We start from the raw sequence: 23,467 nt of genomic DNA, 5'->3' as shown, positions 1-23,467 counted from the left end.
CGCTGGCGTCACTACCGAAAGCGCTCCGGGATGGCCTCGGCAAACGGGTACCAGGAAAAATACGGCCTTGCCTCGTCGATGACCTGCTTGACCGAGGACCTTTGGGTCAACCTGTCGAAGTAAGCACTCAAGTGGCGATGATCGCCGGGAAAGGGTACGAGGGTGCTGGCGTAGAACAGTGCCGGGGCGGCGGCACAGTCGGCCATGCTGAACGCGGGGCTGGCGACCCAGGTTCTTGCCGCCAGCTGACGTTCAAGCATGCCGTACGCCGTCATTAGCGCGGCGCGTTCGCGGGTCAGGTCGCCATTTGCGGCATTGATTCTGTCAGCGACGATCTTCTGCATCGGCACCTGGATGTGCAGGTCGAAAAAACGATCCCACAGACGCACCTCCAGCGCGGTTTCCCAGTCGTCCGGAACCAGATGCACCTGGCCGGGATGAAGCCGGTCCAGGTACTCAATGATCACACTCGACTCCGGCACATCCTTTTGCCGGGCGTGATCGCGCAGCACCGGAAACTTGCCGATCGGCCACAGCGCTTGAAGCTCGGCCCGGTCAGCCTCGTTACCCAGGTCTATGACCCTTTTTTCAAACTCGATTCCCAGCTCATAGAGAGCGATCAGCGCTTTGTGGCAGAACGACGAGAGCGGATGGAAATAAAGAGTCAGTGACATCCTGCAATTCCTCGGTGGGATGGAAACCACCTGATTATCCGTCGCTATCGGCCGATGCGCGAGGTGCTCCACCCTGATGCCCGGCGCCTGCTGTTCGGGTTAGAGTACAAGTCTTCTGGCCTGAACATCAGGCATGCCACGTTTAGGGTCATATCGCCATGCACCAGATCGGACTCATTGTTTACCCCGGCTTCCAGGTTCTGGGCCTGGCCATGTGTGCCGCCTTCGAGTTGGCCAATAGCGCCGGCGACGAGCCGTTGTACCGCATTGCATTGCTGTCCGAGCCGGGTGGCCTGGTGCAAACGTCCGCCGGTTTTGCAGTGCAGACCGAAGCGTTTGACCAGCGCGCGTTCGATACGCTACTGGTCCTGGGCGACAACCTGATCCGCCCGACCACGCCGGGCATGTTGGAGTTTCTGCGCCGCGCCAGCCACGGCACCCGGCGTCTGGGCTCGATTTGCACGGGGGCGATTGCCTTGGCCCAGGCCGGTTTGCTTGATGGTCGGCGGGCGACCACCCACTGGGCGCATGTGTCGGCGTTTCGCAAGGCGTACCCGAACGTGAAGGTCGAGGAAGACCGGATCTTCATCAACGACGGCAACGTCTGGACGGCTGCCGGCATGAGCGCATGCGTCGATCTGGCGCTAGCCCTGGTGGAGAACGATCTGGGCGTCGACGTTGCACGCAAGGTAGCGCGGCAATTGGTGGTGTATCACCGGCGTTCCGGCGGGCAGTCGCAGTTTTCGGTGATGCTGGAGCTGGCCCCCAAGACCGATCGCATACAGGCCGCGCTGAATTACGCCAGGCAGAATCTCAAGTCCGCGCTGTCGGTCGAGGAGCTGGCCAGTGCGGCCAATCTCAGCCCTCGGCAATTCAGCCGGGTGTTTCATGCCGAAACCGGCCAGTCTCCGGCCAAGGCCATCGAAAACCTGCGGGTGGAGTCGGCCCGGTTGATGATGGAAACCGGACGGCACTCTATCGATGCGGTAGCGACGGACACCGGCTTTGGTGACCGGGAGCGGATGCGCCGCGCTTTTATTCGTGCGTTCGGGCAGCCGCCGCAGGTGATTCAGCGTGCCAGTCGGGGCTGAATCGTGATGTCCTGAAAGGTGGTGTATACGACATTCAGGTCTTAATATTATTTACGTAATATTTATCTCGTTGAAACCTTTCCCTCAATGAGATCACCGCCATGACCCTCGTCAAAGCCGCCGCCGTACAAATCAGCCCTGTTCTTTACAGCCGAGAAGGCACCGTCGACAAAGTGGTGCAGAAGATTCTCGAACTCGGCGAGCAGGGTGTGCAATTCGCCGTATTCCCGGAAACCGTGGTGCCGTACTACCCGTACTTTTCCTACGTGCAGTCGCCATTCGAAATGGCCGCCGAACACCTCAAGCTGCTGGACCAGGCGGTCACCGTGCCTTCGCACGCCACCGATGCCATCGGCGCTGCGGCCAGGCAAGCGGGGATGGTCGTGTCCATCGGCGTCAACGAGCGCGATGGTGGCACGTTGTACAACACGCAGTTGCTGTTCGATGCCGACGGCTCGCTGATCCAGCGTCGCCGCAAGATTTCCCCGACCTACCACGAGCGCATGATCTGGGGCATGGGCGACGGCTCCGGCCTGCGGGCCGTCGACAGCGCGGTAGGGCGCATCGGGCAACTGGCCTGCTGGGAGCATTTCAACCCGCTGGCCCGTTATGCGTTGATGGCCGATGGCGAACAGATCCATGCGGCCATGTACCCGGGGTCGTTTGCAGGTCCGCTGTTCGCCTCGCAAATGGAAGTCAGCATTCGTCAGCATGCTCTGGAGACCGCATGCTTTGTGGTCAACTCCACGGCGTGGCTGTACCCCGAGCAACAGGCGCAGATCATGGCCGACACCGGTTGCGCCATCGGTCCGATCTCCGGCGGTTGCTACACCGCGATCATCGGCCCGGATGGCTCGGTGCTGGGTTCGTTGCAGGAAGGTGAGGGCGAGGTGATCGCCGACCTCGACATGGGCCTGATCGACAAGCGCAAGCGCATGATGGATTCCCGTGGACACTACAGCCGCCCGGAACTGCTGAGTCTGCTGATCGACCGCACGCCGCAATCCCATGTGCATGAGCGCAGCGCGCATCCGAAACTGACCGAACAGACCGGGCTGGAAGAGGTGATGGGTTAGTTCCGGGGAAAAAAAAACAGGGGACTTCATGGAAGTCCCCTTTTTGTTTGTCGGCGTTGCAGCTGTCGTTTCAGCGTCGCCAGAAGCAACGCGCCAGCAGCGCATCGATGCCGAGCTTACCGCCACCCGACAGCAACAGCGGCGTGAGGGCCACAAGATAGATCAAAGGCAGCTTGAAGTTGCCGTAACCCTTGTTGCTGATGGCATAGCCTTGGGCGAGTTCACTGAGACTGTGCCAGTCGGCGGGCCAATGGACAGCGGCGGTTGCGACGAGGGTCACCACCATCAGGCTCAGCGCCGAAAAACGTGTGCCCAGGCCCACCAGCAAGGTCAGGGCGAAGATCAGTTCGGCCCACATCGACAGTTCCCAGTTCAGCGTCGCTGGAAGGTGGTCGAACGGAAACGGGAAGCGCTCCTGGATATCGGCGAACCAGTTCTGGCCGTTGAATTTTTCCAGGCCGGACTCGAAAAATTCCCAGGCGAGGAACACCCGCAGCGCCAGGGGGGCAACCCAGTCGCCGGCGCGGTCGAGGTTCAGGTGCAGGCCTTTGACGGCCGAAGAAACGGAGGTGTTCATGGGCGTAGTTCTCTTTCAGGTCAGGGCGGCGGGGCAACGGCATACCCCCGAGAGTTGAGCGCTTTGATCGGCTTGGCCAATCGACAGGCGTATTTCATCAAAGGGGTGTATCTGCGGTGTGTCGTTGTGGCGGGGTTTTGAGTGCGAGGTGTGTCTGGGGTGGGGCTGTATACACTGAGATACGTAAACGGCCATCGCTTACCCCCTGTGGGAGCGAGCAGGCTCGCTCCCACAGGGAAATTGCTATACATTTTCTGGCCGCCCCCTGCATGGTGAAACCGCTTCATGTCTCTTGCGCTCGAACGTCTAGTCGCTGGCACGCCAATCCCTTTCGCCGGTAATCGTGTCACTGTCGTCAGCCCCGAACTGGCGCAACGCTTCCAGCCCGGTGACCACCTGCTGGTGGAGCAGGTCAGCGGCGAGTTGCTGCTGATTCCCGTGGCGGACCAGCAAGCGGCCAACGTCGCGATCGAGCGCGCCCAGGCGGCATTCACCGCGCTGTCGGCAGTGTCCGATCAAGCCATCAGCGCCTTCTTCGACCTGTTTGCCCAACGCCTGGAAACCGCGCAATGCTGGGCCTTGATCGAAGCCGCCAACCTGGCCGACATCGAACGGGCCAAGGCGCGAGGTCGTTCGACCACCCGGTTGCTGGCCGATGAGCGCATGCGTTGCGACATGATCGCCGGCCTGCGCGCCTGGCGTGATGCACCGGCCAGTCGTGGCAAGGTGATCAGTTGCGTCGAACACGATGGCTGGAAAGTCGAGCAAGTGGTCTCGCCGCTGGGCATCGTCGCGTTCGTCTTCGAAGGCCGGCCGAATGTGTTTGCCGACGCGGCCGGTGTGTTGCGTACCGGCAACACCGCCGTGCTGCGCATTGGCAGTGATGCGTTGGGCACCGCCCAGGCGATCGTCACCCATGCACTGAACCCTGCGCTAAGCGACGCCGGTTTGCCGGCCGGTGCCGTGTCGCTGGTGGAAAGTGTCAACCACGCCGCCGGTTGGGCGATGTTCGCTGACCGACGCCTGTCATTGGCAGTGGCCCGTGGTTCGGGGCGCGCCGTCAGCCAGTTGGGCAGCATCGCGCAGCAGGCTGGCACGGCGGTCAGCCTGCACGGCACCGGTGGCGCCTGGTTGATCGCCAACGCCGATGCCGACGCCCCGCGCTTTGCCGCCGTGGTGCGCAACTCCCTGGACCGCAAGGTCTGCAACACCCTGAACGTCTGCCTGATTCACCGCGACCGCGCCGCTGAACTGGTGCCGCTGTTCCTCGACGCACTCAAGCAGGCCGGCACCGCACGGGGCCAGGGCTGCAAGCTGCATATCGTTGAAGGCAGCGAGTCGCACCTGCTGCAAGACTGGCTGACTGCAATGGTCCAGGTATACCGTGCCGAAGGCTATCAAAGCGAGGCGCAGGCCGAGCCGTTGCCGGAAGATCAATTGGGCCGTGAATGGGAGTGGGAAGAAACCCCGGAAGTCAGCCTGAAGATCGTCGACAACCTGGACGATGCCATTGCCTTGTTCAATCGCTACAGCCCGCAATTCACCGTGTCATTGATCAGTGAAAGTGCCGAGGCTCAGGAGCGCTTCTACAACGCGGTCAACGCGCCTTTTGTCGGCAATGGCATCACCCGTTGGGTCGATGGCCAGTACGCGTTGAACAAGCCGGAACTGGGGCTTTCGAACTGGGATAGCGGGCGCCTGTTTGCTCGCAGTGCGATTCTCTCGGGTGATGGCGTGTTTACCATTCGTAGTCGCATGACCCAAATCGATCTGGGCGTCAAACGCTGAGATGGCGCAATCAGTGACCGCTGCAAGGGCGGTCACTTTCTTCAACAATCGGCGGTGCTGATCACGCGGCCTTGATCACTTTGGCCGATACGGCACAAGTGCTTGGATGCTCGACCAGCGACACGAAGCTTCGGCTGTCGGCATCCAGCGCGTCGATCGAACCGGTCTCGATGTCGTACACCCAGCCATGCAGGTTCAACAGGCCTTTTTCCTGGGCCAGTCGCACGCTCGGGTGCGTCTGGATGTTGGCCAGTTGGGCGATGACGTTTTCCCGAACCATTGAACTGACCTTGGCCGCTTCACTGGCATGTGGCCGGGCCTCGTTGATCACTTTCGCCGACTCAGCGTGTTGCAGCCAGCCGATGACGGCGGGCAGGTGATCCATGCATTTGCACTTGGCTACCGCCGTCATGGCGCCGCAGTCCGAATGACCGCAGATAACGATGTCGGTCACGCCGAGCACGGCGACGGCGTATTCGACCGTGGCCGACACACCACCCGGATGCGGGCTGTAGGACGGCACGATGTTGCCGGCGTTACGGATCACGAACAGTTCACCGGGCTCTTGCTGGGTCAGCAGTTCCGGCACGACACGGCTGTCGGAACAGGTGATGAACAGCGTGCCTGGATGTTGGGTGGTGGCCAGGTGTTTGAACAGGTCGATGCGTTGCGGAAAGGCTTCTTTCTGGAACTTCAAGAAACCGTCGATGAGCGCTTTCATGATCGCTTCCTCATGGCTGAGCAGGGTTCGGCCCGCACGGGGCGTGCGGGCCGCTATCAACTTAGAAAGGACGCAGGGGCAGGAACTTGCCGTCTAGGGTGATGACTGCGCGGGAACCGCCTTCCGGGTCTTCGACTTTTTTCATGTCGAGCTTGAAGTTGATCGCGCTGATGATGCCGTCGCCGAACTGCTCATGAACCAGGGCTTTGAGGGTGGTGCCGTAGATCTGGATCATTTCGTAGAAGCGATAGATGGTCGGGTCGGTCGGCACTCCCGAGAGGCTGCCGCGCAGCGGGATGATCTGCAGTCGCGCCACGGCGTCGGCGTCCAGTTCGAGTTTGTCGCCGACCAATTTGGCCGCGCTTTCCGGTAGCGGATGTTGACCGAGCAGGGCGGCGGTGACGTAGGCCAGGCTCAATCCGGTGCCGTCGGCCAGGTCCTGCCACGACAGGTTTTTACGCGCCTTGGCGTCAAGGACAGAAGTGGTCAGGGCCAGGCTTGGGTCGTTATAGGCATGGGACTGTTGCATGGTGATTCTCCTATCGGAAGGGGAGTTGCTTGGGTGTGGGGCCATCTTCTGCCGATCCATCCATAGCGTCCAAGACCGATATACAATGCAATCCATAAGCACTGCCTATAAATGGAGAATCCCATGTTGCTTCGACATTTGCGTTACCTGCTGGCGGTGGCCGACCACGGTGGTTTCACGCGCGCCGCCGAAGTGCTGCACGTGTCCCAGCCGACCTTGTCGCAGCAGATCCGCCAACTGGAAGACTCCCTGGGCGTGAGCCTGTTCGACCGCACCTCGCGCACGGTCAAGCCGACCGATGCCGGCGAGGCTTATATTGAATGCGCGCGGCGGGTATTGGTGGAGCTGGAAGCGGGCAAGCGTGCGTTGCACGACGTGAAGGATTTGTCCCGCGGGACCTTGCGCCTGGCCATGACGCCGACCTTCATGGCCTATCTGGTAGGGCCGCTGGTGCGCGACTACGTGGCGCGTTACCCGAACATCCACCTGGAGATTTTCGAGTTGTCGATGGACGGGATCGAGGCCGGGCTGGCGGATGATTCGCTGGATATCACGATTGCGTTCGATCAGGTGAGAAGCACCGACATCGAATCGATCCCGGCCTTTACCGAAACCCTGGGGTTGATGGTTGGGCGCGATCATCCGCTATACGAACATCAGGACGCGTTGTCCTTTGAGGAGGTGGCTCAGCTTGAGTTTGCGCTGCTGACCCCGGACTACATCACCCGCACGTGCATCGACGAGTATTTCGCGCAGGTGCAGATCACGCCCAAAGTGGCGATTGAAGTGAACTCGGTCAACACGCTGCTGGAAGTGATCCGGCATTCCACCATCGCCACGATCCTGCCGGAAGCCATCGCCACTCAGGATCGGGCACTGCGCAAACTGTCGATGCTGGGCGCAACACCTGAACGCGGGGCGGCGTTGCTTCGGCGCAAGAACAACTACCACAGTGCGGCGTCGCTGGCGTTTGTGGATCTGGTGTTGGCTACTGATCTTTCATAACCACTACTAAACCCTGTGGAGCGAGTTCTGCTCGCGATGGACGTTAACGAATACGCGTGCTACCTGAATGAACGCGTCGCCCAGGCGTTTTTCGCGAGCAGAGCTCGCTTCTACAGCGGATCTCGAGTGTTCATGCTTTTGCGGTACGCCGGTCTTCTCGTGGGCACCGTGCATATTTCGCCCGATAACTGCGGGTGAAATACGACGGCGATTCAAACCCGCAGGCATTGCTCACTTCCAGCACACTCATGTCGGTCTGACGCAGCAACTGCCGCGCCTTTTCCAGCCGCAAGTGCAGATAGATATTGGCTAATAGCGGTGAAATAGGCGCACCTTGTGGTGTGCCCTGCTTCGCAGGAGTTCGCTTTCCGTTTTCAAGAACACCTGTACGCAGCCATCGGACTATTAACGCTAACACCCGTCGATCCGCGATTCGGTGTTGCAGAAAGCACATCATCCACTCGTGATCGATGGTGTCAAAGAACGCGCGAATAGTTGAGCGGGCTACTCACATTGAAGTCGGTGGTGTGTGTGGAGCGCTTACTCATAACCCAAGGCAGGAGCTGTATGCGGTAATTCCGCACGTACGGATCTGTGCGGGGGTGGCAGTTGGCTGCCATTCCTACCGCGACCAGTTGATCTCGCGTCCTGCAGTTATGAAACGCGCATCCATGAAAGCCGCGCACAGAGTATTGAGTGGGAGCACATTGTCCCAGCCTGGCAGTTTGATCATCAGCGGCAACGCTGGCAAAAACGGGTTAAGAAACCTCCCTCTCGAAAAAGAACGCAGTCTCCCCAAAAGCCGGTTTTAGTTGATCGAACCACGTAGCATCGGGATCAAATCGTGCGAAGAATGGCCTCTGCACCCAATCCGGGTTTCGTGCTTGGATAAAACGTAAAACAAACACCTTTTCTCCTCGAATTTCAGCTAAACCGCAGACCTCAACTTTCCCCGGATCTGCGCTCATCGAAGGTCCTCTGGCAGTCCTGGCAATACCTGAAACTTGTTTGACCGCGTCCCGGTAAATTTCCCACGCACATACAAGAGGGACTTCAAAATACCGGCGGGCGCCGGTGTCACGCTCGATAAACATATAGTAAGGAATAATGCCTAATTGGATTTGCGTCTGCCAAAGTCGCGCCCAGACGTCAGCAGAGTCATTGATATGAGCCAGTAACGGGCCCTGGCTACGTATTTGAGCGCCGGTTTGTCGAACACGAAGAATAGCCTCTCGAGCAATGGCAGGCTCAAGTTCCGCCCAATGATTATAATGAGCCATTAACGCTAAGTGTTTACCGCTGTTGATGATCTTCCTAAATAGATCAAGAAGTTCACCTGCGTCGCTGTCAGTCACAAACCGCTGAGGCCAGAAAGAAAGCGCCTTTGTACCAATTCGGATAGTGTGGATGTACTCGAATTCAGGCGTCAAAAGAGTTTCTAGGTAAGCACGTAGATTGCTTGTCTTCATAACTAGCGGATCTCCGCCAGTAATTAAAACATCAGTCACTTTAGGGTTGGCTCGAAGGTAATCCAATAGCTGGGCGTTTTCCTTAGCAGCAATCTTGAGCGATTGGTCACCCGTGAATTGGGCCCAACGGAAACAAAAAGTACAGTAGCTATGGCAAATCTGACCAGCGCTTGGAAAAAACAGCACAGTTTCACGATATTTGTGCTGGACACCCGTTACTGTCACGCCAGACAGTGAAGGAATATTACGCTCCAGCTGTCCTGCTGGATGGGGATTGAGTCTAGCTCTAACCGCTTTTATCGCGACCTCACAGGATGAGCGGTCGGAATTCCTTAAAAGTAAAGATGCTATTAGATCAAAAGACTCGTTATCCAGCATATCCTTCTGGGGGAAGGTAAGCTGGTATATAGGGTCGTTTGGAATATTATTCCAGTCGATCAATTCTTTGATAACATATTCATTGACTCGAAATGGCAGAACGCTTGCCACCACCTTCATCGCCCAAATAGTCCGGCTGTCTAATTTAGCAAGCTGAGGAATCTGGTCAATTTGATTCAAGGTATAAACCTTGAAACGTTCAATCTCGAATTTTTCTGTGCGATTTTCAACACTTACCGCTATATTTTCAATAGTGTGCATAATTGGTGACCAATAAAATTTTAGACCGGAACATAGGTGGCTATAAGATATGGAGCTGTCTTGACCTAAAATAAATGTCGCGACCAACTATAATATCTGATGAAACCATGGATCCTCCAAGCGACAACGGTTTCCACACTAGTAACACCTGTCGTATGAAAATCAGCGATGGTGGACAAGATCAATAATTCTCCCGCACGCTTCTTTAATTTCAGCTTCATTAACGGAAGCAATAGAGATGCGGATATGGTCCTTCATACCGTAAGAAGACCCTGGCGTGGTCGAAACGGATTTTACATTGAGGAGATCGTCTACAAATTGGGTATCCGAACTCCAAGTAGCACCCAATACTCGGGAAATGTCAGGAAATAGAAAGAAACCACCCTGCGGCCGTACAATGTCAAACGTAGTGCTTAATAATTGATGGCAGTAATAGGCTCGGTGTTGCAACTCATCAACACGTTTTTTAAGAATGCTCTTAGGCAACGCTATAGCTGCCAAGGCACCGTGCTGCGCAAATGTACACGCATTGTCCGTCATGACGCCCTGAAGCGTGGAGCATCGGTCGATGATTTTTCTATCCGCGAACATATAGCCTATTCTAAAACCAGACATAGAGAACAGTTTTGAGAACGTGCGTGTAACCACCAGCAGGCTAGAGTCCGCCATAAGATCCAGAGGGCTGACATATTCACCGCTACCGAAAATGATGCCTTCGTAGGCTTCATCGGAAATGAGTAGAAAGCCAAACTCTTGAGATAACGCCACCAATTCTAGAATATCTTGTCGACTGAGAATCAAGCCAGTGGGGTTGTGAGGTGAGTTAATAATCAACGCCTTGGTTTTGAGAGTCACCAGCTTGCGAACTTCAACTATGTCGAGACCCATATTTCCCATTTCGTAATCGACGGCAATACCCCCGTTAAGTTCTATGTAAGATCTATAGGCGGGCCAGCATGGATTTGGAATCAGAACCTCGTCCGCGTTGGATAATATGCATTTCATCAACATGAACAACGCCTGGCTTGAACCATTAGAAACTAAAGTTTCGGCCGGGTCGCACAACTTACCATGTTGTTGAAAGCATCTCTCGATCAACGCGTTTTTCAAAACATCTATGCCAGTAAGATTACAATAGCCAGTGTGCCCATTTATTAACGCGTCAATCGTCGCGCGAGAAACTTCCTGCGGGACTTCAAGGTTTAGTTCACCGTCGTGCATCTGAATTAAATCACGTATTTTAGGACCTTCACTCAAGACCTTCGATAACTGCTGGCTCGGGTTTGACATGATTTTCACCAACTGTAATTATTTTAAGTGTCGCAGCATCTGCCGCGAGTAGACTTCAGTGAAAAAAGCTTTCGCCGACGGGCTCAGGTCCCCGGGCCAGAAATCAAACATCAGATTTACACGAGTACATTCACTATGGTTCCAAGACTCATGCTGAAAAGTTGTGTCAATGATTGCTATTTCACCCGTTCTCCAACTAACGATCTCTTCCCCGATTCTCAGTCCAGATAATCCATCGTCAGCACAAAGGATAGGAAGATGTAATGTCAGCATAGGATAAACATAATCCAGATGCGGCTCGATGTGACCACCCGGTTCTAGGCTTGAAAGCACAACCTCTCTGATAGTAGCGCCTTGCACAACATCCTCGACAAAGCGAATCGTATTTGGAGCAAGGTCAGCGTATACAGCAACTTTTTGACCTCCTTTATAAAGTGGAACTGATTTCCACAAAGGATCGCCATGAAAGGGATATTTTTCCTGGGTGTTTTTGTGTTTTTCATAGAGCTGGATTAGTTCCTGCGTCATCTCGGCAAGAAGCTTATCAATGCCTGAGAGGAAGCTGAAATCGTCTTTAGACCAAAGAGGCTTTCTGGGTCCGAACGACGACTTAAATCCATTGATATTTATATTCGTAGCATAAGGTATAGGCATGACAGGCTTAAGCAAACCGCTGGATAGGCGGCTAGAGCGTGATAATTCTCTTTCATGAAATTCCGACTCAATTAGATCGAGGATACACTCGCGAGTTTTATCGTCAATATCGCCAAGGTCATCTAATGCCTTGTACCATAATGCGAGCACCGGCTCCCGCCACTTTAGAGCAGACCTGCAGGAAATCACAACCGTCGCATATAACCAGATTATGAGGCAAAGTAGTAATAACTGGCTTGATACTAAAAGTCCAAATCCGACTAATTCAGTTCTGTTATAGAGTCCCGCCACAAACGTAAAAATGGAGAGCGGAACGAGCCAACAGGTGTAGCTACTAAAACGTCGCACGGTGGAATAAGGTACGACGATATTGAGCGTATCAAATTGGGAGCGAAAAATCGGCCAGGCGCTGATGGAATAGAGAAGAAAAAATAACAAGCAGCAGTAAGACACCGAATATATCGACAAAAAACCCTTCGGTACCGCCAGAATAAGCAATATAGATAGTAATACTAAGCAAGCTATCACGAATATACTGTGTTTCAGTATGTAATTTATACCTCGAATGCCGTATAGATTTCTCATGCCGCAACCTGCGCCGGAGCCTTGTATCGGATCCATCTAAATAGAAGTAGAGAGAACAGCGCTATAAGTCCAAGCCCTACGCCACACCATACACCCGCTGCTCCTAGGTCAGTATAAAATGCCAATAAGAGAGCGAGCGGTAGCCCCACTAGCCAAAAACAAATAATCGAAAGCAACATCGGAAAGACGGTCTGTTTCAAGCCCCTAAATATACCGAGCAGTACCATTTGACTTCCATCAAAGAAATGGAAGACTCCTAAAATGCAGACAAAAAGGCTCGAAAGCTTGATGAGCTCGTCATCTCCATCTTCACCCCGAGCAACAAATAGCTGAACAATATCATGGGAAAAAATAATCAAGATAGAAGATATTACAGTGAGTACTATCCAGCCGAGCCATAAAGCACTCCATCCGGCGTCACTCGTCCGCCGCGAATACACACCCAAAGGAGAGCAGAGGCTTATTCTCGTAGTAGAAGCTTGAGAAATGCCATTAGGTATTGTAAATACGACTTGAAGAACTTGCATTGCGATACCATGAGCAGCCAACGCAACGACTCCAAACTTACCCACTATGATTGTGAGGATGAAGAAAAATAGCGTGTCATTTGCCTGCGTTAGAGAGACCGGAATACCATTTCTTAAAATAGGCAGCATCAACCACACTCTCACTACTATCAATTTTATACAGTGCTGCCGCTCCCTGAACTGCGGATTCATTAAGCCTAATATGACCAGCAATATACAAAGCAAAATGTTTGTTAACGTCGTGGCGATACCTGCACCGAACAAACCCAAGGGGGGTATCCACAAAAAACCAAATATTAGAATCAGGTTAGCAACGAAGTTAAAGATCGCTGCTGTAATAATTGCGATAACTGTATATCGCGCTGATCCCATTATTGATAACACATTTCTGAGGTGTACAAATAAAATCGCTGGGCCGATGCTCCACATCAGGCTATTCATGTATCTCTGAGCTTCGAGAGAAACAAGCGGATCCTGGCCAAAAAAAACTAATATTTCTTTCGTAAAATAGAGCATTGCTATGCATATTAAAAACGCAGCTACTATGAGCTGAATGCAGCTGGTCGATACAGATGCATATTGTTCTTCTTTTGCCTTAGATCCCAATGCATCAGTAATAAACGGGATGGTAGAGATGAGTAGCCCGGAGAATAATAAAAACAGAAGATAGTAGAGGCCCTGTGCCAAAGTCGACGCAGCTAACGCCTCGGTACTAATCCATCCAGCCATTATTACATCCGTAGTCGCAATAATCACATGCGCGATATTGCCAGATACAAAGGCTAGCGAGAGCCGAGAACTCTCGCGCATCTCGGATGTATATCTACGGGAAAGCCTCGCGGCACGGTTATATATCAGTGATGATATCAAGACTGTACTCCCGGTCTAGGTGCTTAGACACATCCTTGGAAATCTGTACTCTTTTCAGCCATCGATCCGTTCCATCGTACTTTGGCGTAAATTGTGGCCTGCCATGAGCGCACTTGTAGTTGTTGATAAACAAAACCTGTGCTTCGTTCATTGATAAGTCAAAGGTTGCTGACTCAACCAGCTTGATAAAATCCTTAAAAACTAGTTCTTCGCAATGAGACATTTTGCTGTAGTCAACGTAGACAGGATCATAAATGAAGCTGTAGCCCTCGGTAGGTGATTCTTGCAATACCGCCGTCTCTAGAGACGTTGGCTTATATTCGATCGTAGAGGGTCGGTCGGAAAGAATGGTATAAAGGGTCTCCGTTAACCTGTGCTTGAGTGTTGCATCAACGGCTGAAAAATCTGGGCAAGACAGCAAGTTTGGGACTTTATCGTCGTTTCTTACGCATAAAAAACCTAGTACATCGGCCCTATAAGGTAAAGCGGGGTCTTCAGTATGCAGTTCTAAATGCACAGAGCCACTTCCCAACTGTTTATTTCTATCTTTGAAGATTGGGAATATTTCTTGAACAAGCTTGCCGTTCTGCAGGTCGCTATAACCGAAAACATCACCAACATGTCTTGACAACTGAAGAAATAGATCATCGTAGTTTGAATGACAGTCATCCCTCCAATGTTTCGGCGTCGGTCGCTGTTGATTGGCTTTAGGAAGGTCTAAGATTGTGACATCAGATGAAAAACTAAAGTCCTCTTTAAATTGAGTGACAATAGATTCTGGGCTTAACATTGAGTAGTCTAATTTAGTAAATATCATATCAGTACCGAAGAAATGGTAAATTAGTTAGTTTCAAAGCCACCAGGTAGTGAACCACTCGCGAGTCAGTTGACCTCAAGGAACTTCAAGCGTTTTATGATCATAGCCAAGCACAAAATTCTTAGAGCCTAGCTTATAGAAGTACTGGTTATTCAAAGGGATCTTCCCAAGTTTAGTGGTGTAAACATACTGTGGGACGCTGAAACCAGTTTCATAACCGTGCAGCTGCTCCATAATCTCAAGGCCCTTTTCTATCGACGTCCTAAAGTGCGATACGCCTTGAACATTGTCCGCGTGGTATAGGTAATATGGCCTTACCCTGCCTTTCACCAGCATCCGGTTCAACGTTCTAAGTGTTTCGACGTCGTCGTTCACTCCACGCAACAGCACTGTCTGGTTTTGCACCGGTATACCGTGGGAAATAAGTTTATCTACCGCGCTTAAGGCCTCAGGAGTCACTTCCACGGGATGATTGAAATGGGTGCTAAACCAGATCGATTTGAATTCGGACAACATCTTACAAAAATCATCTGTTATCCGCTGCGGAAGAAAAACCGGGTACCGTGAGCCAATGCGTACAAAATCTACGTGGGGGATTGCATTGAGCCTAGATATAATGCTATGCAAAAGCTCATCGGAAAGAATTAGCGGGTCGCCTCCGGTAAGTAATACGTCGCTGATGTTTTTGTTGTTTGCGATGTACTCTATGTCTTGATCATATGAGGCGGGAAGCTTTTTGTTGTAATAACTGCCTGACTTATCAGTTGTGTGAAATTTTCTAGTGCAGTGTCTGCAATAAACTGGGCAAGTATCCGACACTAGGAATATGACTCGGTTTGGATACTTATGTACGACGCGTCTGGTTTTCATATAAACCATATCACCCACCGGGTCTACATCTTCCTGCTGATTACTCTCATCAACTTCTTTTGGGTGGGGTATGCTTTGCAGCCGAATCGGACAATTCTCATTGGTCTCGTCCATCAGTGATGCATAATATGGAGTAATCATCCACTTATACTGGCTCTCTGTTTGCTCAATGCCCTTCAATTCTGTATCACTGAGAGTTACCCAGGCTTCCAGCTGAGTCTTGGTGCGAATGGCATTCTTCATTTGAAATTTGTGGTCGCCCCATTGGTCGGAAGACAGTAAATCCTGTTTACTTAAAGTGTCCTTTACAATAATCATTTTTGTTATCCTTCGCTGGTGGGGGGGTGACGAGGTTTTTATCAATGTCTTTAGTTGTCGAGGTCGTCCATCCGCCGCTTTGATAGTCGAGACCTTGTACCTTATATCGATTGTCTGGTAGCTCAAAGCCGAACTCTTGGAGTATCAAAGCAGCATTATTAATTGCATTATCTTCTAATGGAAAAGGCTTGCTATCCAGGCTCTCATTCATTGATTGAAGTACGTCAAAAATTAGTTCGCCTATACCTGACCCTTCAGACATCCTCATTTTTGGTCGCCGAGTGATATAATCTGGTAATTCGAGGGAAAAAGCGTCCCTCAGTAAAACTTTTGTAAAACCATCTCTTACATGGAGCTCCATCGGAACCGATATTATAAAATCGAAAAGATCTTTGTCGAGAAACGGTACACGGCATTCCACTGTATTGAACATGCTCATTCTATCCACACGCTGTAGATCAGTTCGATACAAGTTCTTAACTTTATGTAGCTGAAGCGCACGACGGTCACTGGCCCCTTGAAAGAAGTCATAACCAGCGAATAGCTCATCACTGCCATCTCCAGATAGAGCTATACGTATCCCGTCTTCTTTCATTCGGGAGAAAGCACAATGTATAGTCAATGCATCAGTTATATCTACGGGTTCAAATTGTTCAGATACATATATGCTGGTTCTAATAGACTGCATCAGATCTACACGATCAACATCAGAAATAACTATCTTAATGCCAAGTTCTTTGCATAATCTCTGCGCGAATACTACGTCAGCTGAGCCAGCCACTCCGACCGTGTAGGCGGTGACGTTCTTATGGTATAGGTTAGCAAGATAAAGAATTATCGCGCTATCTAGCCCGCCAGAGAAAACTACGCCTACCGGAAGATCCGTATTGGCTTGACGCTTTACCGAGAGGTGCAGTAGCTCATTGCATTTATTTACCGTAGACTTGTAATCTAGTTGCGGCCCCATGCTTTCGCTAATTAAATAATATGCGTTCTGTCGACCGTCCACCCAATAATGTCCAGGGAGGATTTCTTGTGTCTTGTTGGTCAACCCAATTAGTGCTTTCAGTTCCGATGCGAAATAGAGGACAGTTCCTTCTTGAGTCAAGTATAGAGGCTTTACGCCCAGCCGATCCCTCGCAGCGAAAACGGTGTTGTCTCCCGGTGAGTAGATAATAAACGCGAATATACCATTGAGTCGGGTCAGACAAGATCTCCCCCAGTGCGTATAGGCTCTAAGAACTAGCTCGGTATCTGAACTGCCTAAAAATTTCACTCCGTGTGATAATAAAATTAATCGCAACTCATTCAAGTTGTAAATTTCACCATTAAATATAATTGCGTGACCTGAAATGTTATCTATGAACGGCTGATTGTTGTCTTCTCTCTCCACGATAGGCAAGCGATTGGTACCAATAGCAGCATGAGAAAATATAAAGCGCTCTCCAAAGTTTTCAGCAGCGCCTCTATGGGAGATTCTCCCCAGCATTTTTAATAAAGTAGCCTCAAAGTCGCGCTTTTCATCAGAACGGGTAGAAGTCTCAAATATTGCAGCTATCCCGCACATCTAGTACTGCTCCAGTAATTTGTCTTCACGATATTCAGATGTTTCGACTTTAATGTTTCTCTCATACTCTTTATGGACGTGAAGTATTTCGTCTATAGACGTTGCCCTCACCCACATTTTTGCGATATAAGCTTCTTCGTTCTCTACATCGAAGAATCCATCTTTGTGGCCGTTAGTAGTAGGCAGTACCTGCGATAAAATCTCACACGCAGAATCAATTTCTGGAAGCTTTATAGCTTTGATGTAGCCTGAGCGAGTTGGATAGAATAGAAGCATCGCGTAGACGGCGTCCTCCGGCAAGATCGGAAGGTCATCCGCCAAATGGTGTCCTATGGTTACTGGCTTATTTGTTATGTAATTGACGTTTAAGGCATACGCATCACATGAGCACAGATCCTTAAGTGCTTCGTCCACGAAGAAGCCGCCCAGCCTCGGGTTTACCTCAATCACTTGGGGGCCGTTTTTGGATAATTTGAACTCAACGTGTAAAAATCCGTTCTTTACCTTCAGTGCTTTTATAGAATTGCTAATAGTTGATACGATCATCGATATCTGGTCGTTAGAAAAGCTTTGCGGTGGTGTGACTATGACCTTTTCTAAAACCGTACTGGAGGTGTTGCTTGTTATCATCTTTTCAAATATCAACATCGGGTGTATGTTGCCGTCGATAACCAAGCATTCTAAAGAACCTTCAGGCCCCTCAATGAATTCTTCAATTAACACGGAAACGCCCGGCGTATATAGCACAGGATCTTCTTCTGGGGAGCTAAGCCATTTTTCAGCTCCCGAGAAAGAATAGGCTCCAGGCACGTCAGGAAATCTTTCTATGAAGTGATTATATGCTTTTTCAAGACTCTTTCGGTCATCACATATCGAGACAAACGCCGAGCCGCCCCCGTATACCGGCTTCATCACTACGGGAAATATAAGATCATTCATAGTTTCGAAATCTCCGTTGAAGAGCCTGAAATTTACCGACCTAACACCTCTTATATTGCTAAGTTGTGAACGCATTAAGTATTTATTGTTGCAATTCTCTAGCGGCTCGGCGCTGTAATATTTAAGCCCGCATTGCTTAGCGATATCTTCAACTACATGGTTAGCGTCCCCACGTGGTGTGACATGCGCTGGGTAGCAAAACAGTCCTTTCACACTGTATGTCCGGCTTAAACGTTCTACTGCGCAGAGTACTTCGCTAGTTTCAATGCTATCTACCAAGAAAACTTCATCACTTTCATCGCTAGCCTCCCTAATATTTTTACTATCTTTTGCGATTATTGTTATGCATCTGATACCTTCTTTTGCTGCGGCTTGAAAGTGTAATCTTCTATACAGATATAGTGAGGTTGATAGATAGTCGTTATCTATGAAAATTAATATTTCTGGCTTCATATATAGGTTCGTGATCATTTTCGTTGTTGTAGAGTTAGATGGCGAGCATTGTACTGTTTGTCACACACGCATGATCAGTGGAGATCTTTTGGGAATGGCATAACTTTCTGCGCACCACGTACTTCTTGGTCGTTATCCTATGTGAACTCCCACGGCGAAGTTGCACGCTGAATCCTCCTGCCATTACGAGGCTGGCTGCCCGCGGTTGCCACACGGTAGATAGCTGTGGGCGGATGAGCGTTGGCGTAAGCCCGTTGTTGTTCAATAATCCTCAAGGCGTCTTTGTTCGCCCCTTCAAGTTGCTGCGAGAAAAGGTAATTTTCTTAGCTGCGAAGAAAATCAGGGGAGGCTTCATTGGTGTACAAAGGGGAGAGGGGAGCATTCATTTCCAGACTCCTTATCTGAAGGGTGTCCATGAATGATGCGGCACAAACTAAATAATTCGTACCGCCGAATTCACAGGCACAGGAAGGAAAAGGAAACTTCGCAGTACTGCGATACTAAAAATCCTACAGAAATTTCTGCTCGATAAGGCGCAAGACAATTTCGATCAAGCTTTCACAGTCCGCTGATCTTCCCTCGAACAGCGCTCCATGGCGCAAGCACTTGAGCCTTACACAGGATGAAGTGGCCAAACGGATGGGTGTCTCTCAGCCGGCATTTACCCAGCAAGAGACCGTCTCAAAGCCTCGGAAGGCCACTCGCAAAAAAATAGCAGCGGCGTTTGGTATTACCGCTAATCAACTCGAGATTTAGGCTGTGAAAGGGATCGAAATGAAAATCTGCGACATCGAAATCAAAGGCAGCGAAGCGATCATCGCCGTGGCCGCCCTCGACGGTCAGGCGTTGAATCACGTCGCGCTCGCCACCAAGAAAATTGCCCTGGACGATGATGAGGAAGCCGCCAACGTCAAAGTGTTTGCCGCGCAGGTTGCGTCGTTCGTGCGCGAGAATTCGATAGATCGGATCGCGATCAAGAAGCGCAGCAAGAAGGGTGAGTTTGCCGGTGGGCCGACCACGTTCAAGATCGAAGGGGATTTGCAGTTGCTGGACAATTGCGAGGTGACGCTGCTGTCGCCGCAGACCATCAATGCCCAGGCCAAGAAGCAAGGGTTTGAGCTGTCGGCGACGCTGAACAAGTATCAGTATGAGGCTTATAAAGCCGCCTGCTCGGCGTTACTGAAGAAGTAACCTTCAACCCAAGGAGCCGGCTTGCCTCCGATGGACTCAAGTGCGCCGCGTTTATCCGGTTTACACGCGTTATCGTTAACGACTATCGCTGGCAAGCCAGCTCCTGCAAGAGACCGTGTCCTGGTCGAAAAAAAGGCCTGCTCCTTATCGGGAGCAGGCCTTGTTTATCAATAAGTCAGTAATGACTCATCTTAATCAGTAGAACCGGTCAATCACCCGAACTTCGTTCTGGTTCTGCATCGAGGCCCAGGCCTGTTTCAGGGTTTGCAGAACATTACCGATGAAGTCCTTGTCGGCCGCGGCCTTCTTGCCGACATAGCCCTGGCCGCGACGGTACATCTTCAGTCGGGCGAGCAGGTTCTGGTTGTTCTGGTCGAACTCTGCTTCATGGGCGTGCGGCGACAGGCAGTCGATATGAACCTGGCCACACTTGCTGATCCAGAGAATATGGTTGTCGTGGCTGTCTTTCTTTGCAGCGAAGATACGAGCCAGTTCATCGATAGTTGGTTGATTGTTCAGATTCATCATAAAGCCCCTTGACCAATTGGTGATCTTTCAAAGTTGATTCGCTAATACAGGTAGCCCATCGGTTAGTTGATCCCTGGCACCGAAACCAGGACGTCAGCGTTCGACCGCCTTATCGGGCGGGGTCCTGCGTCTGTTGCATGTAGTCGTGTTGAATAACTGCTACGCAATAGCGTCACAACGAAGAGAAGCGGCGAAAACCTTAAGGCCACTGCCGACATTTTCAGGGTCGGCCACAAGCTTCATGAGGATTGCTCGCCAAGACTTCTCGCCCTTGTACTGGACGTTCAGGCCAGGTCAGCTTCTTCAATCTGCCTTGTGGGCAGCGTGTATCCGGGAAAAACAGCTCGGCGGTCAGACGAGCTTGCTCAAACGTGTTGCCTGTACTCCCGATCGGGGAGACGTCTGCATCATGCAAGGGCAAATCGGAGGCGTCAACGGTTTTGTAGTGAATATTTTTAGTCACTACATATTGTCGGACAAAGCTGTTGGGAATTAGCGGGTGGAGTCGAAGGTGTGTCGGTCAGGACGACAAAGGCGGACACTCAAAGCGGTAAAAAGTGCAGGGATAGCGGTCTACCACCTGCTGATGCAAGGTGAGCCCGGCAACGTTGAGCCCCGGCATCACGGCGGCCCAGAACAGGCGCGCCGGCTGATTCGCCTCGATGTGGAAAATCTGCCATTGACCGGGGAACCGACTCAAGAGGGTGGAAACGACAAATCGCGCGACACCCCGGCCACGAAAGTGTCGACTGACAAACAGATAGCCGATGTTGTAGTCGGCACCGGATAGATGGACCTGGTTATCCACGGTCACGAAGCCGGCCAGTTCACCGTCGACCTTGATCAGGAAGGGTCGGGTAGCCGTGTTTCGCCAGTAGTCGGGCATGGGCAGGATGTTGAAGAAACCGTATTCGCCCAGTTTCAGCGGTAACCATTCGCTGAAGTCGTAGGTATAGAACTGCATAAGGTTCTCGATGGTTTCCAGTTCATCGCGTTGGGCGGCGTGCAGTTCTATCGAAGGCATACGGGTTGGCTCCAGTTACGCCGGGGCAGGTACACCCTTCATTATGGTTGGCCACAAGGTTCGGTGTCGGGTTCAGGTTTTGCTTGCCGGCTTTGCCCCGCGCCTGGTGCCAGTCGATGGTTTGCGCGGGGCGCTCTTGCGCTTTTTCTTCCATGGGGTTGCGGCGCGCCCGCCGGGCGGTGGACCGCTGATGGTCAGGCTCAGGCCGGCACAGCGACTGACCTGCTTGCTCATCCACGCCGCCTGTTTGGTGACGAACTCTTCCAGGCTCATTTCCCCGCTTTGCACCATGTCCAGCGCCTGCTCCCAGATCGCCGTGGTGCCCGGATCGGCGATGGCCCGGGGTACGGCGTCGATCAGGCTGAACGCGGCCGGCGTGGCGGCCAGGGCCTTGCCGTTCTTGACCAGATAACCACGGTCGAGCAGGCCCTGAATGATCGACGCACGCGTCGCTTCGGTGCCGATGCCGGTGGTGTCCTTGAGCTTTTGCTTGAGCAGCGGGTCTTGCACCAGTTTGGCGACATTCTTCATGGCCTTGATCAGGTCGCCTTCCGTAAACGGCTTTGGCGGTTGCGTCCAGAGGTCCTTGAATTGCACGCCGGCCACTGCGCAGTCGATGCCTTCGGCCAGGTTGGGCAGAGTCTGCGGTGCCGGGGCTTCGCGCCCCTTGGCCGGAGCCAGTGCTTCGGGCAGGGCGCGTTTCCAGCCCGGCTCGATGATCTGCTTGCCGACAGCGCGCAAGGCCTCGCCGGCGCAGTCGAAATCGGCCTGGGTGCGGTCGTACTCGTGATTGGGCAGGAACTGCGCCAGGTATCGGGCGCGGATCAGGGTGTAGACCGCACGCTGTTTACCCGCTAGACGTTCGAGGTTCTTCGCCGCAGCCGTGGGGATGATGCCGTGGTGCGCACTGACCTTGGCATCGTTCCAGGCCCGTGAGCGCCGCTGCGGATCAAGGTGATCGTGCAAGGCGTTCAACGCCGGATCGGCCTGGCGCAACGCCGCCAGAATGGCCGTTGCCTCGCTGTGCTGACTCAGGGGCAAGTAGCCGCAATCACTGCGCGGATAGGTAATGACTTTGTGGGTCTCGTACAGCGCCTGGGCAATGTCGAGGGTTTCCTGGGCGCCGAGGCCGAGTTTCTTTGAGCAGACCTCCTGCAGGGTACCCAGGTCGAACGGCAGCGGGGCCACTTCGCGCATCCGTTCGGTGCGCAGTTTGATCACCCGCGCACTGGCCGCGCCGCTCATGGCGGCCGCAGCTTGTTGCGCCAATGCCTGATTCAGACAGCGGTCCTGGTCGTCGCAAAGCTCGGATGCCGCGCGCCATTGCGCCGTGAACGCGGTGCCGTTGTGCAGCAGTTGCACGTCGATGGCCCAATAGGGGACGGGCACAAAGTCGGCGATACTGCGATCGCGATCCACCACCAGGCGCAAGGTCGGCGTTTGCACCCGGCCGACCGGCAACACACCTTGATAGCCAGACTGGCGCCCCAGCAGGGTGAACAGCCGACTCATGTTCATGCCGATCAGCCAGTCGGCCCGGGAACGCCCCAGGGCCGAGTGATAGAGGCTGAAGGTCTCGTTCCCTGGTTTGAGGGCCGCGAGGGCCTTGCGGATGGACGCATCGTCCAGCGCCGACAACCAGAGCCGGCGGATCGGCCCGCGATAGCGGCAATGCTCCACCAGTTCCCGGGCGATCATCTCGCCCTCGCGGTCGGCGTCCGTGGCAATGATCAGTTCGGACGCTTCACCGAGCAGGCGCTTGACCGCCTTGTACTGGCTGGCGGTGCGCGGCTTGACGGTCATTTTCCATTTTTCGGGAATGATCGGCAGGTCGGCCAGCACCCAGCGCTTGTAGCGCGCGTCGTAGGCATCCGGCGGTGCGGTTTCCAGCAGGTGGCCGATGCACCAGGTCACCGTGACGTCCGTTCCCAGCCAGCAGCCATCGCCCCGGCGTTTGGCGCCGAGGACTGCCGCAATGTCTTTGGCCTGGGAAGGTTTTTCACAGAGGTACAGCCGCATAACCACCATCGTCGATCAATGTGCCGGAGATGCACAGAATGGCGCTTGATGAACGATGGAGCAATCTTTATCTGTATGGATGTACAGGTTTGTGTGTCGCTCCCGTTCGGCTGCGAAGCAGTCGCGAGGGTAAAACTTGGGTTATACCTGATAAATCGTGGTTTCAGGTTTTGGGGCTGCTGCGCAGCCCATCGCGGGCAAGCCACGCTGCCACATCGATTTGCAGGTCCATTACCGTCATGAGGA

The 23,467-nt window shown here is 52.7% G+C and carries 21 protein-coding genes and 2 pseudogenes; 7 read left to right on the top strand and 16 right to left on the bottom strand.

Annotated features, from left to right (window positions below):
* Positions 1 to 11 precede the first annotated feature (11 nt).
* The gene (locus AC1RDQ_RS27960; protein ID WP_492588709.1) at positions 12 to 674 is read right to left on the bottom strand and encodes a glutathione S-transferase family protein; all 663 of its coding nucleotides are present in this window, start codon (positions 672 to 674) and stop codon (positions 12 to 14) included.
* A 158-nt stretch (positions 675 to 832) separates the two neighbouring features.
* Between AC1RDQ_RS27960 and AC1RDQ_RS27955 the strand changes: the two genes are divergently transcribed.
* On the top strand, positions 833 to 1,765 hold the full coding sequence (locus AC1RDQ_RS27955) for a GlxA family transcriptional regulator (protein ID WP_489340458.1): 933 nt from the start codon (positions 833 to 835) through the stop codon (positions 1,763 to 1,765).
* Between the two features lie 101 nt (positions 1,766 to 1,866).
* The gene (locus AC1RDQ_RS27950; protein ID WP_492588708.1) at positions 1,867 to 2,841 is read left to right on the top strand and encodes a nitrilase-related carbon-nitrogen hydrolase; all 975 of its coding nucleotides are present in this window, start codon (positions 1,867 to 1,869) and stop codon (positions 2,839 to 2,841) included.
* A gap of 70 nt (positions 2,842 to 2,911) precedes the next feature.
* Here AC1RDQ_RS27950 and AC1RDQ_RS27945 read toward each other — a convergent pair whose 3' ends face one another.
* A complete protein-coding gene (locus AC1RDQ_RS27945) occupies positions 2,912 to 3,418 on the bottom strand; it encodes an HvfX family Cu-binding RiPP maturation protein (protein WP_090454938.1) in 507 nt (168 codons plus the stop codon).
* A 285-nt stretch (positions 3,419 to 3,703) separates the two neighbouring features.
* On the opposite strand from AC1RDQ_RS27945, the gene AC1RDQ_RS27940 reads away from it, so the two are divergent.
* A complete protein-coding gene (locus AC1RDQ_RS27940) occupies positions 3,704 to 5,206 on the top strand; it encodes an aldehyde dehydrogenase family protein (protein WP_492588707.1) in 1,503 nt (500 codons plus the stop codon).
* Positions 5,207 to 5,267: 61 nt separating this feature from the next.
* Here the strand turns inward: AC1RDQ_RS27940 and AC1RDQ_RS27935 are convergent, their stop codons facing one another.
* Entirely contained in the window at positions 5,268 to 5,927 is a 660-nt protein-coding gene (locus AC1RDQ_RS27935; protein WP_492588706.1) for a carbonic anhydrase, read from the bottom strand.
* A 61-nt stretch (positions 5,928 to 5,988) separates the two neighbouring features.
* Entirely contained in the window at positions 5,989 to 6,456 is a 468-nt protein-coding gene (gene cynS / locus AC1RDQ_RS27930; RefSeq protein ID WP_492588705.1) for a cyanase, read from the bottom strand.
* Between the two features lie 123 nt (positions 6,457 to 6,579).
* Here cynS and cynR point away from each other — a divergent pair, with 123 nt between their 5' ends.
* Entirely contained in the window at positions 6,580 to 7,461 is an 882-nt protein-coding gene (cynR, locus tag AC1RDQ_RS27925) for a transcriptional regulator CynR (RefSeq protein ID WP_492588704.1), read from the top strand.
* 130 nt (positions 7,462 to 7,591) lie between these two features.
* On the opposite strand, the gene AC1RDQ_RS27920 is transcribed toward cynR, so the two are convergent.
* Complete coding sequence (locus AC1RDQ_RS27920; protein ID WP_492588722.1) at positions 7,592 to 7,954, bottom strand: helix-turn-helix domain-containing protein; 363 nt, start codon at positions 7,952 to 7,954, stop codon at positions 7,592 to 7,594.
* Positions 7,955 to 8,095: 141 nt separating this feature from the next.
* Here AC1RDQ_RS27920 and AC1RDQ_RS27915 point away from each other — a divergent pair.
* Positions 8,096 to 8,239: pseudogene (locus tag AC1RDQ_RS27915) on the top strand (hypothetical protein); the annotation flags it as partial.
* Here the strand turns inward: AC1RDQ_RS27915 and AC1RDQ_RS27910 are convergent.
* The 8 genes from AC1RDQ_RS27910 to AC1RDQ_RS27875 all read right to left on the bottom strand — a co-directional run bounded on the left by AC1RDQ_RS27910 (position 8,220) and on the right by AC1RDQ_RS27875 (position 18,459).
* Positions 8,220 to 9,569, bottom strand: a complete 1,350-nt coding sequence (locus AC1RDQ_RS27910; protein WP_492588703.1) for a KamA family radical SAM protein — start codon at positions 9,567 to 9,569, stop codon at positions 8,220 to 8,222. The pseudogene AC1RDQ_RS27915 and the gene AC1RDQ_RS27910 overlap by 20 nt on opposite strands.
* A gap of 162 nt (positions 9,570 to 9,731) precedes the next feature.
* Positions 9,732 to 10,859 carry a pyridoxal phosphate-dependent aminotransferase gene (locus tag AC1RDQ_RS27905; RefSeq protein ID WP_492588702.1) on the bottom strand — a complete coding sequence of 376 codons (1,128 nt, stop codon included), beginning with the start codon at positions 10,857 to 10,859 and terminating at the stop codon, positions 9,732 to 9,734.
* Positions 10,860 to 10,877: 18 nt separating this feature from the next.
* Positions 10,878 to 12,098 (bottom strand): aspartyl/asparaginyl beta-hydroxylase domain-containing protein, encoded by a 1,221-nt coding sequence (locus AC1RDQ_RS27900; protein WP_492588701.1) that lies wholly within the window; start codon positions 12,096 to 12,098, stop codon positions 10,878 to 10,880.
* On the bottom strand, positions 12,095 to 13,435 hold the full coding sequence (locus AC1RDQ_RS27895) for an MATE family efflux transporter (RefSeq protein WP_492588700.1): 1,341 nt from the start codon (positions 13,433 to 13,435) through the stop codon (positions 12,095 to 12,097). The genes AC1RDQ_RS27900 and AC1RDQ_RS27895 overlap by 4 nt, the downstream gene beginning before the upstream one ends.
* A 37-nt stretch (positions 13,436 to 13,472) precedes the next feature.
* Complete coding sequence (locus AC1RDQ_RS27890) at positions 13,473 to 14,285, bottom strand: hypothetical protein (protein ID WP_492588699.1); 813 nt, start codon at positions 14,283 to 14,285, stop codon at positions 13,473 to 13,475.
* A gap of 102 nt (positions 14,286 to 14,387) precedes the next feature.
* Complete coding sequence (gene blsG / locus AC1RDQ_RS27885; RefSeq protein ID WP_492588698.1) at positions 14,388 to 15,500, bottom strand: arginine 2,3-aminomutase; 1,113 nt, start codon at positions 15,498 to 15,500, stop codon at positions 14,388 to 14,390.
* Positions 15,472 to 17,067, bottom strand: a complete 1,596-nt coding sequence (locus AC1RDQ_RS27880; protein WP_492588697.1) for an asparagine synthetase B family protein — start codon at positions 17,065 to 17,067, stop codon at positions 15,472 to 15,474. The genes blsG and AC1RDQ_RS27880 overlap by 29 nt, the downstream gene beginning before the upstream one ends.
* Entirely contained in the window at positions 17,068 to 18,459 is a 1,392-nt protein-coding gene (locus tag AC1RDQ_RS27875) for an ATP-grasp domain-containing protein (RefSeq protein WP_492588696.1), read from the bottom strand.
* Positions 18,460 to 19,053: 594 nt separating this feature from the next.
* On the opposite strand from AC1RDQ_RS27875, the pseudogene AC1RDQ_RS27870 reads away from it, so the two are divergent.
* Positions 19,054 to 19,215: pseudogene (locus AC1RDQ_RS27870) on the top strand (helix-turn-helix domain-containing protein); the annotation flags it as partial.
* Between the two features lie 18 nt (positions 19,216 to 19,233).
* Positions 19,234 to 19,650 carry a DUF3010 family protein gene (locus AC1RDQ_RS27865; RefSeq protein WP_492588695.1) on the top strand — a complete coding sequence of 139 codons (417 nt, stop codon included), beginning with the start codon at positions 19,234 to 19,236 and terminating at the stop codon, positions 19,648 to 19,650.
* 195 nt (positions 19,651 to 19,845) lie between these two features.
* Here the strand turns inward: AC1RDQ_RS27865 and AC1RDQ_RS27860 are convergent, their stop codons facing one another.
* The 3 genes from AC1RDQ_RS27860 to AC1RDQ_RS27850 all read right to left on the bottom strand — a co-directional run bounded on the left by AC1RDQ_RS27860 (position 19,846) and on the right by AC1RDQ_RS27850 (position 23,221).
* Positions 19,846 to 20,175: a hypothetical protein gene (locus AC1RDQ_RS27860; RefSeq protein ID WP_032829393.1), complete on the bottom strand. Its 330-nt coding sequence runs from the start codon at positions 20,173 to 20,175 to the stop codon at positions 19,846 to 19,848.
* A 523-nt stretch (positions 20,176 to 20,698) separates the two neighbouring features.
* A complete protein-coding gene (locus AC1RDQ_RS27855; RefSeq protein ID WP_492588693.1) occupies positions 20,699 to 21,202 on the bottom strand; it encodes a GNAT family N-acetyltransferase in 504 nt (167 codons plus the stop codon).
* A 72-nt stretch (positions 21,203 to 21,274) separates the two neighbouring features.
* On the bottom strand, positions 21,275 to 23,221 hold the full coding sequence (locus AC1RDQ_RS27850) for a DNA topoisomerase III (protein ID WP_492588691.1): 1,947 nt from the start codon (positions 23,219 to 23,221) through the stop codon (positions 21,275 to 21,277).
* Positions 23,222 to 23,467: the final 246 nt, after the last annotated feature.

The sequence above is a fragment of the Pseudomonas sp. GW823-FHT02E01 genome (genome assembly GCF_058797535.1).
This window is presented reverse-complemented; position numbering and strand designations above follow the sequence as displayed.